This window comes from Methanosarcina sp. DH2, assembly GCF_020804225.1.
In the GTDB taxonomy this organism is placed as follows: domain Archaea; phylum Halobacteriota; class Methanosarcinia; order Methanosarcinales; family Methanosarcinaceae; genus Methanosarcina.
Genome location: NZ_WJBI01000002.1, coordinates 74,915 through 89,896 on the forward strand (window position 1 = coordinate 74,915; position 14,982 = coordinate 89,896).

Here is a 14,982-nt window from a genome sequence, read left to right on the forward strand (position 1 = left end):
AAGCCTCCTGATTCTTTTCTTGCCTCAAATGGGAAGCTACAGGCTTTTTCCAGGAAGCCTTTTAACGCTATAGATTTCTTGAATCTGAACCTTTTTTCATTCGGCGTACCTATCAGATTATCTTTTTTGTAATAACCGAATAGTTTAAGCTCCCTGAGTCTCAACCGGATTTACTTTTGATTTATTTATAAGTAGTCTCCCATTTGAGAGCGGATTTACGCTGATTAGAGTTACTTGCCTGAGAATTCCTTGCTGACGTCAGCAGCGTTGGAGTATTCATGGTCAGGAAGGTCCTGAAGAACTTCCATTACTTCATTGCTGGCTTTATGCTTTTTAGCATGTTCAATGAGTTTTTGTTTCTGTGCAGGATAATCCATACCCTTTAGAGCCTTCTGAACTTCAATAGGACTTGTTTGCATAAGTTTCCCCCCGGTTTTATTTACTTACCTGAGAACTCTCTGCTAACATCCGCAGCGTTGGAGTACTCCTGGTCAGGAAGGTCCTGAAGAACTTCCATTACTTCATTACTGGCTTTGTGCTTTTTAGCATGCTCAATAAGTTCCTTCTTTTTTGCAGGATAATCCATACCCTTTAGAGCTTTCTGAACTTCAATAGGACTTGTTTGCATGATTTTCCCCCATATAATTTTATTTCCCTCTCGAACACCTTATTGACATGAGCAGTCGATAAGCTTTTGTCAGGAAGGTCTTTTAGAACATATACAACTTCACTACTGACGTCGTACGTGGCACATTAACTGGAAATCCTGTTACAGGAAAATTAATACATTCGAACGCCTTCTGGACCTTACTGGATTTGCTGTCGCAAATTCCTTATAAATTCAGTGCTTTGTTAGGTTGTATTCGTTCTAAACGTTCGAGTTTTTGGCAATCAGCAAAGGCATCTTTATTCCTTAAAGGCAGACCTCTCAAAAGATCTGATGCCTGGTTGCTTTTTCCCTCGGTATATTTACAGGAATCTCTTTTAGCCGGATAACCTGTGCCTATCGGATAAACTGTGCCTTATGACTCCCCAACCTGGACTGGATTCCTTTTAATAAGTTCACCTTGCAGGATTCGGATAGCCATTACTTTTTCCCTTAGTTGCCCACCCTCCATTCAGTATTTATGCAATATATAATATAAAAAAGAATTCAACTAAAACGTTTGTTAGAAGATGATTATTTTTGTCTAGAAACACTTTATTTTTTATTAGTATGGTGGGCTGGTTGCACTGAAAACTCGAAAGAGTAGGGAATAGCTTCAATTTGAGTTTAAGTTCAGGATAAAACCCGGATTGAAATCGGAGTAATAAAAGAAAAGTCTCTTCAAAATGGCTATCGAATCGGAAAAGATACTCCATCAGAAAATAAAGCTACTACATATAAAAGAAAGCTTCCTTGAACGTACCTGAGTCTCAGAGGTTACAATCGAAAAAAAGCCTTATGTAATCGAATTTTAGTTATGAGATATATACCTAACGTTTGACTTGTCTGAAGCTTTATTCATTGCCTCAGCTGCCCGAAATGAAAGATTATTATTATTCCATCTCCACGTGGTCATCAGTAGGAAGCTTACGCCTGTAACTGAAAAAGCTTCAGCTTCCAGTGTAAGCAAAAATTTTAATTTTTTCTTTTAACTGAAAACCTTTAATAAGAGTTCTTCAGATTAAAGTCCAAGTCAATAATGAATAAACAGAAGAAAAACAAACCAGATGTTATTATATGGTCACAACAAATTTTCTCATTCTTTTACTTGGCCTTGTCTTTCTTGTCAAGGGTTCAGACTACTTTGTAAAGTCAGCTTCTACAATTGCAAAAAAGCTTGGCGTTTCGGAGTTTGTTATAGGACTGACTCTTGTGGCAGTGGGGACATCAATCCCGGAACTTGCTTCTTCTATAGTCGCTTCTATTCAGCACGCAAGCGGGATAGTAGTAGGGAACGTCGTAGGCTCAAACATTGTTAACATAGGTCTAATTGTCGGGCTTGCTGCAATTCTTTCTCCGATGAAAACCGAAGTTGAAATGCTTAAAAGAGACGGCTACATCATGCTCTTTTCAGCTGTACTATTTTTTGTTTTTGCACTCAACGGAGAACTATCAATAATCGAATCAGGTCTTTTTGTACTGCTATATATCGCTTATGTATTTTTCCTGTTTGAGGAAGCAGAAAAATATGAGGGAAAACTCCACTTCAAAGAGTTTATAATATATTTCTTCAAATTCAAATATATAAACAGTGCAAAGCAAAAGATCAACGGTTCAAACCGTAACGGAAACTCGGATTCAGAAGAGGGAAATGGCCGGCCAGAAGGAGGATTTGCAAAAGATATCTTAACTCTTGTGTTAAGCTGTGCAGCAATTGTAATAGGGGCAAGATATTTTGTTAATGAGTCAATTTTCTTTGCAGAACTTCTGGGGATTCCAGATACCCTCATAGGTACCACTCTGGTCGCAGTCGGAACTTCCCTTCCGGAACTTGTGGTAACGGTATCCGCAGCGAGGCAGGGTTACGGAAGTATAGCCCTTGGCAATATAATAGGTTCGAATATCACAAACATATTTTTAATTCTCGGACTTTCCGGGCTTCTCTACCCCATAAGCGTTGCAGAAATAAGCCTCTTCTTTACAACTCCTGTAATGATAGTAATAAGTTTAATCCTTCTTATCTTTATCAGCACAGGCTGGGAGATAAAAAGGTGGGAAGGAGTAGCGCTGATGGTTTTCTATGCAGCTTTTCTTCCAGTACTTTTCAGTATGAGCTGAAAAATATTCGGATAAGAGTATTATGATAAGATATTCGGTAAGATATTCGGTAAGATATTCGGATAGGAATAACAGGATAGGAATATTCGAATAAAAAAGTAGAATCACAGACAGATATAAAGAATTAAGGAATAAAGGCATAAAGGCATATCCTGACAAAGGTAATGCCTTTATTCTGATGATTGCTATTTTGGTTTAGCCCTTATATCCTGATTTATGTATTCTATTCTGGTTGGCCTGCTTTTTGATTTATATGTTTTATCCGGAAGTCTCAACGCTATTAATACGGTTTCAAAGACTTATTGGTTATTTCCCAGCAGCCCATTTTCCAGATACTGAATTACTCCTTAGCTGTTTCTTTTTTCATTAAATCAAATTCATGTTCAGAAGCACTCGCAGCAGAAAAATCAAATTATCAGTGCAGCGAGACCGCTACTATTCTAACAATCCGGCACGCTACCGTTTATCAACCCCCTATAGTATAAAATGATAATAACTAACGATAATAACTGGACGCTATTCTTTTTCCTGCCGATTAAAGCAAACTCAGCAGTAGCTGGATTAGAATTATCAGAATTATCAGCCCAATAATCAATCTTATAATCCCTGTCATTTGTTTACCCCCATTTACAGATAATTTACAGATATATGATTTATTTATCTATAAATTATAGATATAGTAAATATAAATCTCATCGAATTTAAATCTTCAGCATAATAGAGGTAATGGCTTCAGACATTACAGAAGTTCGAGAGTAAACATGAGTAAACCTGAAAATATGGGAATTAAAAAATTGTCATTGAGGAAGAACCTGAATGCTGCTTGAGAATTAAGTTCTCTTATCGTCTGTAAATCCACAACACTTTCCAGTAACATCCCGCCTGCTGACCCGACAAATGCCTGAGCAGGAGTTACAAAAATCAACGAGGCAAGAAAAGCTGCTATAATGCCGGCAAGCGTTCCTTCCACGCTCTTTTGTTCCGAATAAGGCAATTTATGCCTGCCCATGGTAACGCCTATAATGGTTGCTACCGAGTCTCCAAACTCGACCACTGCAATCGAAGCATATACGATTTCTTTGGGGAACAACACTAGAGAGACAACTATCCCGCAAACAAGCAGAATGGTCCCTTTAAGAGGGATGTTCTGCTTCCCGGGCCGTCCCCACCTGCAAAGGAAAGTGGAAAGTGAAGAAGGAAGCATATCCTTTAAAATCACAAAAGATATTGCCAGATAGAAAGCAAGCAGAAACAGCAGGAACCATAATGCCTGGTCTCCGGTTGCATAAATGAAAAGGATAAAAAAAATTCCTGTAGAAAGATGTATTAGCTGGCGTTCAATCTCACCTTTAAGAGAAGACTTTTTGTCGCGATAGTCGCATCTGGCTCCTTCCTGGTTCAGGTTTGCCATAGAATCACTTCATGAGTTATACCTTATGAGTTACACCTGCTTAAGTCCGACTAATATCTGGGTTGAAGTTCGTGGAATAAAGTGAAAAAGCCACTAGTACGATCCGGTACTGCCGTAAATCCTGCTTATTAAGACGATTATTAAGACGATTATTAAGACGATTATTTTATTGAAGAGAATTATTTCGTTGAATATAATAAATGTATTCAGAATAAATTTGCAGATCAGGCTATATTCGCTATAAAACTGGTATTTCCTTAAATGCCCTCTTATCAGATACCCATTTATAATAACCCTCTGAGAATTTCTACAATCTTCAGAACTAAATCATTTAAAATAGAGTACTCTGAGGGATAAATGCCAGCAAGAGTTTACTTTGATATTCCGGTAGACAACTCTGAGAGGGCAAAGAAGTTTTTACGCAAGATTATTTGTATTTGGCTGGAAGTTTGAGCCTCTGGAAATAGTGTTACTACATGATTGAAACTAAGGGGCTTGAATGGGAACCCGGACCCGAAGGAGGACTCGGGAAAAGGGAAGCGATAGACCAGAGAATAATGAGCTATATTGGAATTTCTTAGGTAGATGAATGCCTCGAAAAGGTAAAAGAACTCGGAAGCAAAATATTGATGCCAAAAACTGTCATCCCCGGCTGGAGATACCTTGCAATCCGTATGGACACCGAAGATAATGCTTTTGGGCTCTGGCAAGAGAAGAAGAAGGTAACCCGGAATTGCCCGTTAAAAGAGAAGACTGGTCGCCCATTCAAAAGAATAATCTGATTGTTTAAAAAATAAAGTAGAATTTTCTGAAGGGACATGACTCTTGGCTGTTACGTTAACCTTTTTCTTCCCAGGAAGTAGTAAAGAACTACCCCAAAAATCGACAGCAACACGATAAGGAGTATCCAGAAAACCATTATTACAGGAGTAAGTTTCCTGTTCCGGGTAAATACATCAAAAAGGACCACGGCAAGCGAAACAATTACCGAGATAACCCATATCGTGATCAGAGTATCAGATACCAGCTTATTCCCCCTATAAAAGAAATTTCTGAAGGAATACTGTTAGGTATAACCTTATACTTTGATTTAAGCAATATTCCTCCTTATTGTTTTTATCTATAATAAGAGAATTATATACTATAATAGATAATGGTATTCATACTTAAAAATCATCGTATACTTCAAAACAGGAGAAAAATTGGAGATCAAATCCTGACTGAAAAATATAAAGCTGAAAAACTGGCTGAAAAGAAGGAGAATATAAAAATAAACTGAAAAAGCAAAAATGAAAAAATTTAAAAGAGTGTGTTATAAACAAATAAAACGAAAGCTGACTTAAATTATACCAGTAAGTATTCCTTCTTTGAAGTAAATTATTATATCGCGGAAAAGACCCCTATTTACCGGTAGCTTTTTCAGTCCAGAAGCGAGAAATACATTCTTCGGTTGCTCTTTCCCTTGTTCTGGAGTTTCTCAATTTTTATTCCTTTTATCTCTCCTGTGTTTTTCAGGTGTGTACCCCCGCAGGCTTCAATTGTGATGCCTTCTATTTCTACAAGGCGGACTTCATTAATTTCTTCAGAGAAACCTTTGGCAAGTGTAGTAAGCCTTGAGAGTTTTTCTTCAGCTTCCCTGCGGCTGACCAGGTGGAGATTTACAGGGTGGTTACCGGCTATTATTTCGTTTGCAATTTTCTCGTATTCTGCGAATTTGTCCCTGTCAAAAGCTTCAAGGCTAAAATCAACCCGACTCTGATCATGCCCAAGCTGGTTTCCAGTAATCTGGGCTCCGGCTTCTTTTTCGATCACATTTGCAATTACATGGGTTGCAGTATGCATGCGCATATGCCTGTAACGGCGTTCCCAGTCAATGACCCCTTTTACCCTATCTCCAGCTTTCAGGACTGCAGATTCAGTTTCACCTGCAAGAGCGATTTCATGGCTGAGGTCTCCATTGAACTTGCCGACATAAATAATCTCAAACTCAGCCCCATCTTCCTCTCTTATCAGCTTTCCGGCATCACTGGGCTGTCCTCCGCTCTCGGGATAGAAAGCTGTGTGGTCAAGGACGACATATTTATCATCAGTCACTTTTTCAACGGTTGCTTCGAATTCTTTCAGGTAACAGTCAAGGAAATAAAGCACTTCTGTCATTGGCAGACCTCTTTACTTAAGAAACTCTTTACAAATTCAATTTTAAGGAAGACATTCAAAAATGTTGATAGCTCTTAAAGCGTACTATAAAGTGAAAAAATAAAGTACACTGTACCCTGATTCTCAAATATATTATCAGGTAAATGGATATTCCTTTAAAAGAGTTTCTAAATAACATGTTAAAAGGATCATTTATTAGCGGTTGATCTATTCCGGAATACGAAGAAGGAATCTTTGGTTTTTCTCATCTGCACCGTCCGGGCCATGGGCCAGCCCGTCAGTATGAAAAAAGAAAAATATACTAATCGGCGCTGCTTTTGAAAAATTACAGGTTCTCTAAAGATATTCCCCATGACTTGAGAAATAATTCTTTTAATCCCGAAAACCGATTTTAATCCGCAGGTAAATATAAACGCCTCCGCCAGCCTGTCTGACAGCCCTTCCCAAAAAAAAGAAGCAGAAAGAAAGAGGAGGGAAAGGAATAAAGAAGAAAGAAGAAACTAAAAAACAGCAAAACAAAAAAGCAGATTCGGGAAAGAGTATTTTTTAGGTTTAGTTTAATCCTGTTTCGCTCGAGTCTTTTCATGTTTTTCGTTAATCTTTTACTGCTAGTTTCTTGAAAGATGGAGTATAGTGAATAGTGTTGTATGGATTAGAAATCGGTTAGAAATATTGTAATTTAGTCCTCTTGAGCGAAGTGAAGCGTAGTGAAAAGAACCTCGTGCTGTTACACTTGCAGTGCAACTCCCAGAAAATCTTCGATTTCTTATGATCCCGAAGCGAAACTAGGAAAGCGAAACTCGGGTAATGCAGGATTTCAAACCAGCCCTTATTTACTTTGTACTCAAAACATCTACATAATAAAACGCCAACATATAAGACTGGACGAACCTATTCTATCTACCGTTCTTCCGATATGTACTTCACTTCTTTTTAACCCACAGTGCGCCTGCAATCAAGAGGAAAATGCATGTCCCAAAGCTGAGGGATGGAATGTTCCTCTTATTTTCGTTGACCTTTTCTGTGAAGTTATCCGCACTCTCGCGTGCAATCCAAATTTCAGGAGCCCCGTCAGGACCTGTTTCAGATGAGTTGTTCTGCAAACCTGTAGGAGAAGAGAACTGTGGAGACTCGCTCTGCTTCTTGCCAGTAACTGCAAAAGATGCAAAACCTGAAGTTTTCGATTCAAAATAGAAAAATGACTCATCTTCTCCGGTAATTCTGGAAGAAAGCTCTGTCCAGTTTGAGTCAGAATACCTGTAGAGAGAAACTGAGGTAGGGTCAATTCCATTTTCGGAAAGCCAGTTTTTTTCTACCCTGAAATCGACTGCTGGGTCCTGTATATTTTCCTGGAATGCAAACCCACTGCTGCCAGCCCAGATATTAAAGTGTCTGTAAACCTCGCCTTCCGGCAAGCCTGAAACCAGAACTGACCGGTTTTTTAGCATTTCTACGATAACTGTAACTTTTCCGGCGTTTTTCCTCGCATCAAATTCTACAGCCGTTACAGGTGTTGCATTCCTGGCAAAATCAAACAGGATATGGTTTCCACTGGTAATGAAACTCTGTGTCAGTTCCTTACTTTCGATATTGCTTGAGGGCTCAGGAGAGCTGGCAATCGAACCACTTCCTTCGCTTCCTCCACTTCCTCCACTTCCTCCACTTCTCCCGGCTCCTGAATTCTTTTCGTTTTCCCCTCCTGAAGTGTTGCTCCTGATTATATTATCTTCATTTATGTCCTCAGGCGCGTCTATCTTTTCTTCTGCAGGATAGATAGTCCAGTTCCAGCTGTGTTGCAGGGTTGAAGAGCTGTTTATCATACCGTTTACCGCAATAACCGTCAGATTGTATTCGGTTCTAAGAGGGGCGACAGTGCTGATTTCTGTGATGCTACCTATCATTTCTCCGGCATTAATGGAAAGAACCGCAGAAGAAGCAGATTCGTTTATCTGTAGAAAAGCTCCGTTTAGTAACCAGCTGAAGGTGCAGTTTCTTGTAGAACGAATCCCGAATTCCAGAGTATCCCCTTCAAAGGAGGCGGGATCCTGAGCAGGAATTGCACTTCCTAATTCAAAACCCGTGGAGTACGATGCCAATCTGGTAATAAGCGGGAAAGAATCACTGCCGTAAGGAGTGTCTCCTATTCCACTGCCATCTGTATCCGGTCCGTTATAGTCCGAGTAAAAATTTCCAAATCGACTTTCATAGATTCCGTCATTATAAAGATAAAATACCTTTGAAGCCGTATTCCAGGTGTTCGAAAGTCCTGTATCTCCTGAGGGACTTTGATTGAAACTTTCATTGATATTGACATTGTTGTCATCAAATTCGTTCTCAAGGATTGTGTTCAGGAAAGAATCTGTTAGCCTGAGCCCTTCAGCATTATTTGAAATGTTATTTTCTGTAAGAGTGTTATTAAATGACTCTTCAAGCAAGACTCCCTGACTACAGCCTGACACCTTATTATTCGTAAGCATACAGGCACCTGCACTTTCGAGATATATGCCAGCACGGGTAGAACCGTTTATACCAAACCCATTGATATTCGCAGAATTTGCAGTCACATGAATAACAGGCTCTCCGGGATATTCAGCTTCGAGAATGGTGTCCTCAGGCTTTCCGGAAACGGAACTTATGTTAAGAGCCCAGGGTACATACACGTTTTCCCTGTATGTTCCGGGGTATACAAGAATAGAATCTCCGGGCCTGCTGCTATTTATTGCTTCCGAGATTGAGACAAAATCCCCGCTCCCGTCTGTTCTTACAATAAAAACAGAAGGGTCTCCTGATGCCTGTTCATGCATCCTGAGGGCATTTACAAGCCCGTGTCCGAAAACAGTATCATATCCGGGCTCACCCAGATCTGTTGATGAAGTATAAAGCAGCCTTCTTATATCCATAGCCGATTTTTCCGGAAAAGCGCTCCAGACAAGCCCTGCAACAGCTGCAACATGTGGGGAAGATGCGCTTGTGCCGTAGAATTTCTCTGAAATTCCACCCGTACCAGTGACACTTACACCATCAAGCCCTGAAAGATCAGCTTTCGGACGAACTTCCTGAGAAGGATAGGAGATCGTAGCCGGACCAATGGAAGAGAAATACTCGATCTCGTAACCTCCGGATTCTCCTGTCCCGACTGCTCCCACAGTTATTACTTCAGGCAGGGCAGGGTGCCCGAAAATCGAGTCTTCGGCAACGATATTTTCAGGATTAATTGTTACTCCCGGCCAGTAATAGATATAGAGCTCGAGTTCTTTTGCTTCCCCGGAAGTCTTTTTGATCTCAATAGAAGCGTTAATGGCGCTTTTTCCATTATTGGTATACATAATATATTCAAGGGGCAGGTTGTCTCCGTCCTGGTAGACCGCACTGGACGCAATGACCTCTGAAGTTTTCCTGTCTTTAAGGTAAAGGTCATAATTATTTCCCGAATGTTCCCATCTATCGTCCCATTGGAGAAAAACCCATGCCTCTCCCGAGGGCTGGACCTCGAGTTCTAGATTCTCTACCTCTCCCTGCCCGCTGCTGAAATCATGCCAGCCACTCCCGTTGTCATGGAAAAACCCCTGGTAATGGCTGTCTCCGGAATTTCCCGCAGAACTTATGTAAAGGAGATCATGCTTTTTTACAAGCTCTTTTACATGGTCTGCTACTATCCCGTCTTCAAAAAAAGGCTCGGAAAGCCAGCCGATATCATCACAGATAACAGTGCACCCTTCATTAACAATAGCATCGACCGCCCTGTTGAATTCGAGCCTGCTGCCTCCGCAGTCGTGAAAATACAGTTCTGCCCCTGGAGCGATATCATGGGCGATTTCAAGCATAGCCGTACCTTCGTTTCCCCCTACCTTATTGCTCAAGATATGCACATTGGAAGGAATATCACCCATGGCCTGTACGTCCTCAAGGTTGTCTACTCCGTCAGATATAATTCCGATTTTGATCCCTGTCCCGTTTACTCCGTAAAGTTCCCTGAGGCTGGAAGAGTTAAGAATGGAGTCACCTTCCGAAACCGTACTTCCCTGCCTGACAAAGGGAGGAAGGACAGTTTGAATACTTCTTACCTCAGGAAGAGAAGCAAGCGTCTCGAGGGATTCGAGCGGAACCCACGCCACTGCGATATGATTTTCTTCATCTCTCTCCGCAACCTCGCAGTACCCGTCAAGTATATTGCTGCGTGCTAAAGGCTCCAGATAAATGTACACATAAACTTTTTCAGCCAAATCGAAAGAAGATTCACTGGCATTTTTCCCTGAACCTGGATAATTCCCCGGGTTTTCGCCTGAAAGAACCGCCCTTCTCGAAGCAGGATCTGCCTGACTTAACTGCCCCAGCTTTGCCATACGGGCTCGCAGAGTTTCAGAGGACTCTTTTCCGGAAAGATAGCGCTCGTCACTCAACTGCAGCAGATCACCTGAGAGCTTCTGCTGTGCAGGGCTTAAAGGCTCTCCGGAAGAAACAGCCCCCCACCCTGTATCTTCCCTGGAAATACTGCTATTTCCACTATCGTGTTCAGCCAGAATGAATTCAACTGCAGAAGCCCTGTGGATGCCCGAAACGCAGAAACTCAGGGCTCCTGATAGAAAAACAGAGATCAGAAAGACACTGACAGATAAACGCAATAATACTCTACTCATAACGACCGCACATTAATTTGTTAAAAATTATCCGGAAAGCACTCAATAGCCACATGAAAAACACAGGTAACACAGTAATACAGGTAACTATCCGAAAAAGCTCTCATCCCCCACGAAATTGAGTTCTCAGAGTAAAATTAACGAGCTGATAATTTATATATTCATAAGATAAACTGATAAGATAAAATGTTAAGGTAGACTGTTAGGTTGTCAACCCCGAATTGCATTGCCCGATTTGTGACTCGGGAGTACGCGGTCCTTTTCGCTCCACTCCGTTTCGCTCAAGAGGACTACTTTATGGGCTATAATAGTGAGCTTCATTTAAGAAGGCTGAACTAAAAACATCCATAACCGGTACAACCTTTTTCTTTATACTGGCCCGTTTTTATCACGCCGTCAGGAGACCGTTTTTCTTACAAAAAAAGGAAGAGAAGAGGGAAGTCAGGAAGAAACGCGATAGGAAAAAAGCAGAAATAAGAAGAGACAGAAAACTTAGATTGAAAAATAATTTGTGGTTAAGAGGAGGATTTATCAGGGAAACTATTTCTCAGGGAAGAGGGATTTCTCTAAATTACCCCTGTTTCAGGCCCTTCAGGTAATATTATAACGCTGGAATGTCAGGGAAGGAATTGAATTCTTACAGTGCTGTCAATTATAGCCACACTGGCCTGAAGCTCTTTTTCTCTAGTTTTGAGATCTTCTTTTAAGGCAGCCAGTTTCTTTTCGGAACTTTCGATCTCTTCTTCAAGCAGACGGGCTCTTGCCAGCAGTTCTGTCTCTTTATGTTCAAGTCCGGCAAGTTTTCCGGTATCTGAGCCTGCCAGTTCGGCTTTTTTTGCTTCAAAAACCTTCCGGGCCTCAATATACTCTTTTTTCTTCTCTTCAAAGGCCGAAGATGCGGACTTGACCTGTGAAAGGGCTTTTTCTTTTTTCTGAGTTTGTATATCAAGAGCAGGGTCCTCAAAAATTTTCTGGAGCTCAGGGAAAAAAGAAGGATCAAGGTTTACAGGGGATTCAAGGCAGATGTCAAGCTGCTGCTTTACCTCTGGTTTCAAGGTATACCTGCCGCTTTCATGAAGTTTTTTTATCTTCGAGAGGTTGCCTGAAAAAGGAACGAAAAGGGAGTTCAGGCCTGTTTCGGCTTTTTTGAGCCTGTCTCTGGCTGTATCTAATTCATCCTGGAGGCTCTGCATACTTTGCCAGGCTTCTCCCCGTTTGAACTCTTCGAGAGCCTGACCGGTTCTGGCAGCTTCGTCTCTTAAAGCCAGAATTTTCCTGTTTTTAGATTCGAGTTCCAGTTTTTCGGCCTCTATTGAAGCAGTTAGTTCTCTCGCTTCCTTTATGCCTATAGAAGCTGCTTCGATAGCGTCCATTTCTTGTTTATGTTCCCTGATTGTTTCCCTGAGACTATTAAGGACCTGACCCAGCCTGCCAAGGCTTTCAGTAACATCTTTTGATTCCAGAGGAAAGACAACCCTGGTGTATCGGAAACTCTGGTTCATATGTTCAAGGCAGGTGTCCAGGTTCTGCACAGCTGCTTCATGAAACCCTTTAAGAGCCCTGAAATCGGTATTCTCCAGAACTCCGAGTTTATCTATGAATACTCCTACTTGCTTTGTTACATTTTCCCGGTTGCTCTTCGCTCGTTTTACAGCCCTTATGTCAAAATCTCCTTCAACTTTTGCTTCCAGAAGCCGGGCATTGCTTTCTTTAAGCTCAGAAATTGCAACCTCAAGCTCTCTGAAAAGGCCTGAAACATTCTTTTCTATTTCAGAAGATACTTTTTGAGAATTCTCCTCCAGCCAAACGGGCAGTTCATCAAAACTGACTTCGCTGGAAACAGCTTTTTCATGTGATCTTTCTTGTTTTCCGAAGAGCTTTTTAATCCACTTCAATATGGGCCTTCCTTGAATTTGATTAGGTTAATAAACATATAAAGTCAATAAATACTTGAGCTAATAATTTTTATAAGGTTTATAACTTGGTAAGGTTTAAGACTTAAGATTTAAGATTTAGATTTAGAACTTAAAACAATTAATAATCCAATAAGCTAAATAATTTGATAAAGTCAACTATTTGATGCGATTATTAGAGGTATAATTCTTTAGTCCCTGTATATGTTAAAGTTTGCTCTATGTAATCCTATTCTTGAGTAAAAGAGGGATAAAAGAAAAGCTATCCTCGAGAAGACACATACAAATCGATTAAAATATTTTATGCTGAAGGCAAATCCAACCAATATAATCCAACCGATGTATCCGGGACTAACGTTATAAAAATACCAGTCAGAGGTATAAAAAGCCTTTTGAGCTTTTCGGCATTCAGGGATAAAAAATCTAGGAGATAAAACAGGAGATTTAAAATGAATGATGGAATAAGCAACGGAATAATAGAGAAGGTGATTCCGTATACTGATATAACGGTATCGAGGCTGATTTTCGCAATAATAGTGCTGATTGCAGGATTTATTTCAGTAAAGTTTCTTGTGTATATACTCAGGAAAGGAATACAGAAAACAAAACTACCCGGCCTTACCACACAGTTTCTGGCACATTTCCTGAGCATTCTCCTGTATGTGATAGTTATTCTGGTCTTTTTGAAGAGCCTGAATTTTGATGTGGATAGTTTTGTAATAGGAATTTCTGCGGTAATAGGCCTGGTCCTGGGTCTGGGGATGCAGGATACCCTTACGAACATAACAGCCGGGGTATGGGTTGCGGCAATTAGACCTATTGATACGGGAGAGATGGTGGTCGTAAACGGGCAGACCGGAAAAGTAAGAGCAGTAGGGATTATGTCAACAGAACTCCTGACCCCTGACAACCAGCTTATAACAATCCCGAATAAGCTTGTATGGGGGAGTTCCATTGTCAATATGACACGCATGCCTACAAGACGGGCTTCCGTGGATGTAGGCATAAGCTATTCTTCAGACATTGAAAAAGCTATCGTGACAGCTCTCGATATTATGAAAGGTCACCCTCTTATACTTAAGGAACCCGAACCTGCAGTGGTCACTACCGAACTTGCCAATTCTTCCGTAAATCTGCAGCTCAGAGCCTGGACGAAAACCGGGGATTTTGCAGCCGTAAAGAATACTCTGACTGCCGGAATCTTTGAGGCTTACAGGAGAGAAGGAATTGAAATCCCCTTCCCTCAGATGGAAATACATGTAAAGGAAGTAAAAAGGGAGATAAAAGAAACTCAAGTAAAAGGCATTGGAATAATAACTTTGGACTAATAGTATTGGATAAATTAGTATTGGACAAATAAGTATTGGATAAATAAGTATTGGATAAATTAGTATTGGATTAATAGTATTGGAACAAATATAACCGGACAAAAGCAGAAAAAGTATAGTTACATGAGCTAAATACAGGGCAGGGCTGCTTCAGAAGAAATCCAGACAGCTCTGCCCGGTTTATAAAATTGCCTGTCAATTCTTGTCAATTATCTGTTTTATTTCCAGCCGGTCTGTTTTGTTTCTTAGCAGGTTATATGAAATAGTGCCGAAACTCTGCCTTCGATTTCATTCCAGCGCTCAATTGCCCAGGGAGTCGGGAATAACTCTACCCCGCATTTCTTTCCCGTGAAAAAGTCTTCAGCTTCCTCCGAAAGTTTCACAAAACCTGTCTGTCCGGTCCCGATGATTATTTTTTCTGTCCCCTCCTCATAGATATTTTCTGCTTCTTCAAGAGAGATTTTATGAGAAGTCCCATACTTTTCTTTTGAGAGCATTTTTTCCCGCATTTCAACCCTGCCGTCGAGGCGGATGAGAATATCGTAATCAAAAGTCTCTCCTTCTACAGTAATTGAACCAAAACTTGTGGAATCAATCTTTGGTTTCATGGTTTACCTCTTAAATTAAAGACTGAAAACGAGATTTCATATTACAATTGTTTTGCATGCTTCATATATATAACAGGAAGTTTGCTCCGGAACCTGAACTCATGTCAGTACGGTTTTCCTTGCTTTCTGAAAGGGACATAGGAAATTTATTTATATTTATTAAA

11 protein-coding genes are annotated in these 14,982 nt (G+C 40.5%); 4 read left to right on the forward strand and 7 right to left on the reverse strand.

The window, feature by feature from the left end; genetic code table 11:
- Positions 1-230: 230 nt before the first annotated feature.
- Together FXV91_RS04315 and FXV91_RS04320 are read right to left on the reverse strand one after the other, a co-directional pair.
- The gene (locus tag FXV91_RS04315; protein WP_229388745.1) at positions 231-419 is read right to left on the reverse strand and encodes a DUF2795 domain-containing protein; all 189 of its coding nucleotides are present in this window, start codon (positions 417-419) and stop codon (positions 231-233) included.
- A gap of 20 nt (positions 420-439) precedes the next feature.
- Positions 440-628: a DUF2795 domain-containing protein gene (locus FXV91_RS04320; RefSeq protein WP_229388750.1), complete on the reverse strand. Its 189-nt coding sequence runs from the start codon at positions 626-628 to the stop codon at positions 440-442.
- A 1,095-nt stretch (positions 629-1,723) separates the two neighbouring features.
- Between FXV91_RS04320 and FXV91_RS04325 the strand changes: the two genes are divergently transcribed.
- Positions 1,724-2,764, forward strand: coding sequence for a calcium/sodium antiporter (locus FXV91_RS04325; RefSeq protein WP_229388752.1), 1,041 nt, complete (start codon positions 1,724-1,726; stop codon positions 2,762-2,764).
- Positions 2,765-3,503: 739 nt separating this feature from the next.
- On the opposite strand, the gene FXV91_RS04330 is transcribed toward FXV91_RS04325, so the two are convergent.
- Positions 3,504-4,175 carry a diacylglycerol/polyprenol kinase family protein gene (locus FXV91_RS04330; RefSeq protein ID WP_229388754.1) on the reverse strand — a complete coding sequence of 224 codons (672 nt, stop codon included), beginning with the start codon at positions 4,173-4,175 and terminating at the stop codon, positions 3,504-3,506.
- Between the two features lie 629 nt (positions 4,176-4,804).
- On the opposite strand from FXV91_RS04330, the gene FXV91_RS04335 reads away from it, so the two are divergent.
- Together FXV91_RS04335 and FXV91_RS19645 are read left to right on the forward strand one after the other, a co-directional pair.
- Complete coding sequence (locus FXV91_RS04335; RefSeq protein ID WP_229388755.1) at positions 4,805-4,957, forward strand: hypothetical protein; 153 nt, start codon at positions 4,805-4,807, stop codon at positions 4,955-4,957.
- 371 nt (positions 4,958-5,328) lie between these two features.
- Complete coding sequence (locus tag FXV91_RS19645) at positions 5,329-5,454, forward strand: hypothetical protein (RefSeq protein ID WP_255679916.1); 126 nt, start codon at positions 5,329-5,331, stop codon at positions 5,452-5,454.
- A gap of 140 nt (positions 5,455-5,594) precedes the next feature.
- Here FXV91_RS19645 and alaXM read toward each other — a convergent pair whose 3' ends face one another.
- The 3 genes from alaXM to FXV91_RS04350 form a co-directional block, all read right to left on the reverse strand.
- The gene (gene alaXM, locus FXV91_RS04340) at positions 5,595-6,332 is read right to left on the reverse strand and encodes an alanyl-tRNA editing protein AlaXM (RefSeq protein ID WP_229388756.1); all 738 of its coding nucleotides are present in this window, start codon (positions 6,330-6,332) and stop codon (positions 5,595-5,597) included.
- A gap of 923 nt (positions 6,333-7,255) precedes the next feature.
- Positions 7,256-10,969 carry a PGF-pre-PGF domain-containing protein gene (locus FXV91_RS04345; protein WP_229388757.1) on the reverse strand — a complete coding sequence of 1,238 codons (3,714 nt, stop codon included), beginning with the start codon at positions 10,967-10,969 and terminating at the stop codon, positions 7,256-7,258.
- A 617-nt stretch (positions 10,970-11,586) separates the two neighbouring features.
- Positions 11,587-12,864, reverse strand: a complete 1,278-nt coding sequence (locus FXV91_RS04350; RefSeq protein ID WP_229388762.1) for a cell surface protein — start codon at positions 12,862-12,864, stop codon at positions 11,587-11,589.
- 467 nt (positions 12,865-13,331) lie between these two features.
- On the opposite strand from FXV91_RS04350, the gene FXV91_RS04355 reads away from it, so the two are divergent.
- On the forward strand, positions 13,332-14,210 hold the full coding sequence (locus FXV91_RS04355; RefSeq protein WP_229388763.1) for a mechanosensitive ion channel family protein: 879 nt from the start codon (positions 13,332-13,334) through the stop codon (positions 14,208-14,210).
- Between the two features lie 245 nt (positions 14,211-14,455).
- Here the strand turns inward: FXV91_RS04355 and FXV91_RS04360 are convergent, their stop codons facing one another.
- Positions 14,456-14,818, reverse strand: a complete 363-nt coding sequence (locus FXV91_RS04360; protein ID WP_229388764.1) for an Mth938-like domain-containing protein — start codon at positions 14,816-14,818, stop codon at positions 14,456-14,458.
- Positions 14,819-14,982 lie beyond the last annotated feature (164 nt).

What these genes read in the sequence shown, in the direction of transcription:
- FXV91_RS19645 (WP_255679916.1), top strand. Translation starts at nt 5,329, where the DNA reads ATGGTATTCATACTTAAAAATCATCGTATACTTCAAAACAGGAGAAAA.
- FXV91_RS04320 (WP_229388750.1), bottom strand. Translation starts at nt 628, where the DNA reads ATGCAAACAAGTCCTATTGAAGTTCAGAAAGCTCTAAAGGGTATGGAT.
- FXV91_RS04315 (WP_229388745.1), bottom strand. Translation starts at nt 419, where the DNA reads ATGCAAACAAGTCCTATTGAAGTTCAGAAGGCTCTAAAGGGTATGGAT.
- alaXM (WP_229388756.1), bottom strand. Translation starts at nt 6,332, where the DNA reads ATGACAGAAGTGCTTTATTTCCTTGACTGTTACCTGAAAGAATTCGAA.
- FXV91_RS04330 (WP_229388754.1), bottom strand. Translation starts at nt 4,175, where the DNA reads ATGGCAAACCTGAACCAGGAAGGAGCCAGATGCGACTATCGCGACAAA.
- FXV91_RS04335 (WP_229388755.1), top strand. Translation starts at nt 4,805, where the DNA reads ATGCCAAAAACTGTCATCCCCGGCTGGAGATACCTTGCAATCCGTATG.
- FXV91_RS04325 (WP_229388752.1), top strand. Translation starts at nt 1,724, where the DNA reads ATGGTCACAACAAATTTTCTCATTCTTTTACTTGGCCTTGTCTTTCTT.
- FXV91_RS04360 (WP_229388764.1), bottom strand. Translation starts at nt 14,818, where the DNA reads ATGAAACCAAAGATTGATTCCACAAGTTTTGGTTCAATTACTGTAGAA.
- FXV91_RS04345 (WP_229388757.1), bottom strand. Translation starts at nt 10,969, where the DNA reads ATGAGTAGAGTATTATTGCGTTTATCTGTCAGTGTCTTTCTGATCTCT.
- FXV91_RS04355 (WP_229388763.1), top strand. Translation starts at nt 13,332, where the DNA reads ATGAATGATGGAATAAGCAACGGAATAATAGAGAAGGTGATTCCGTAT.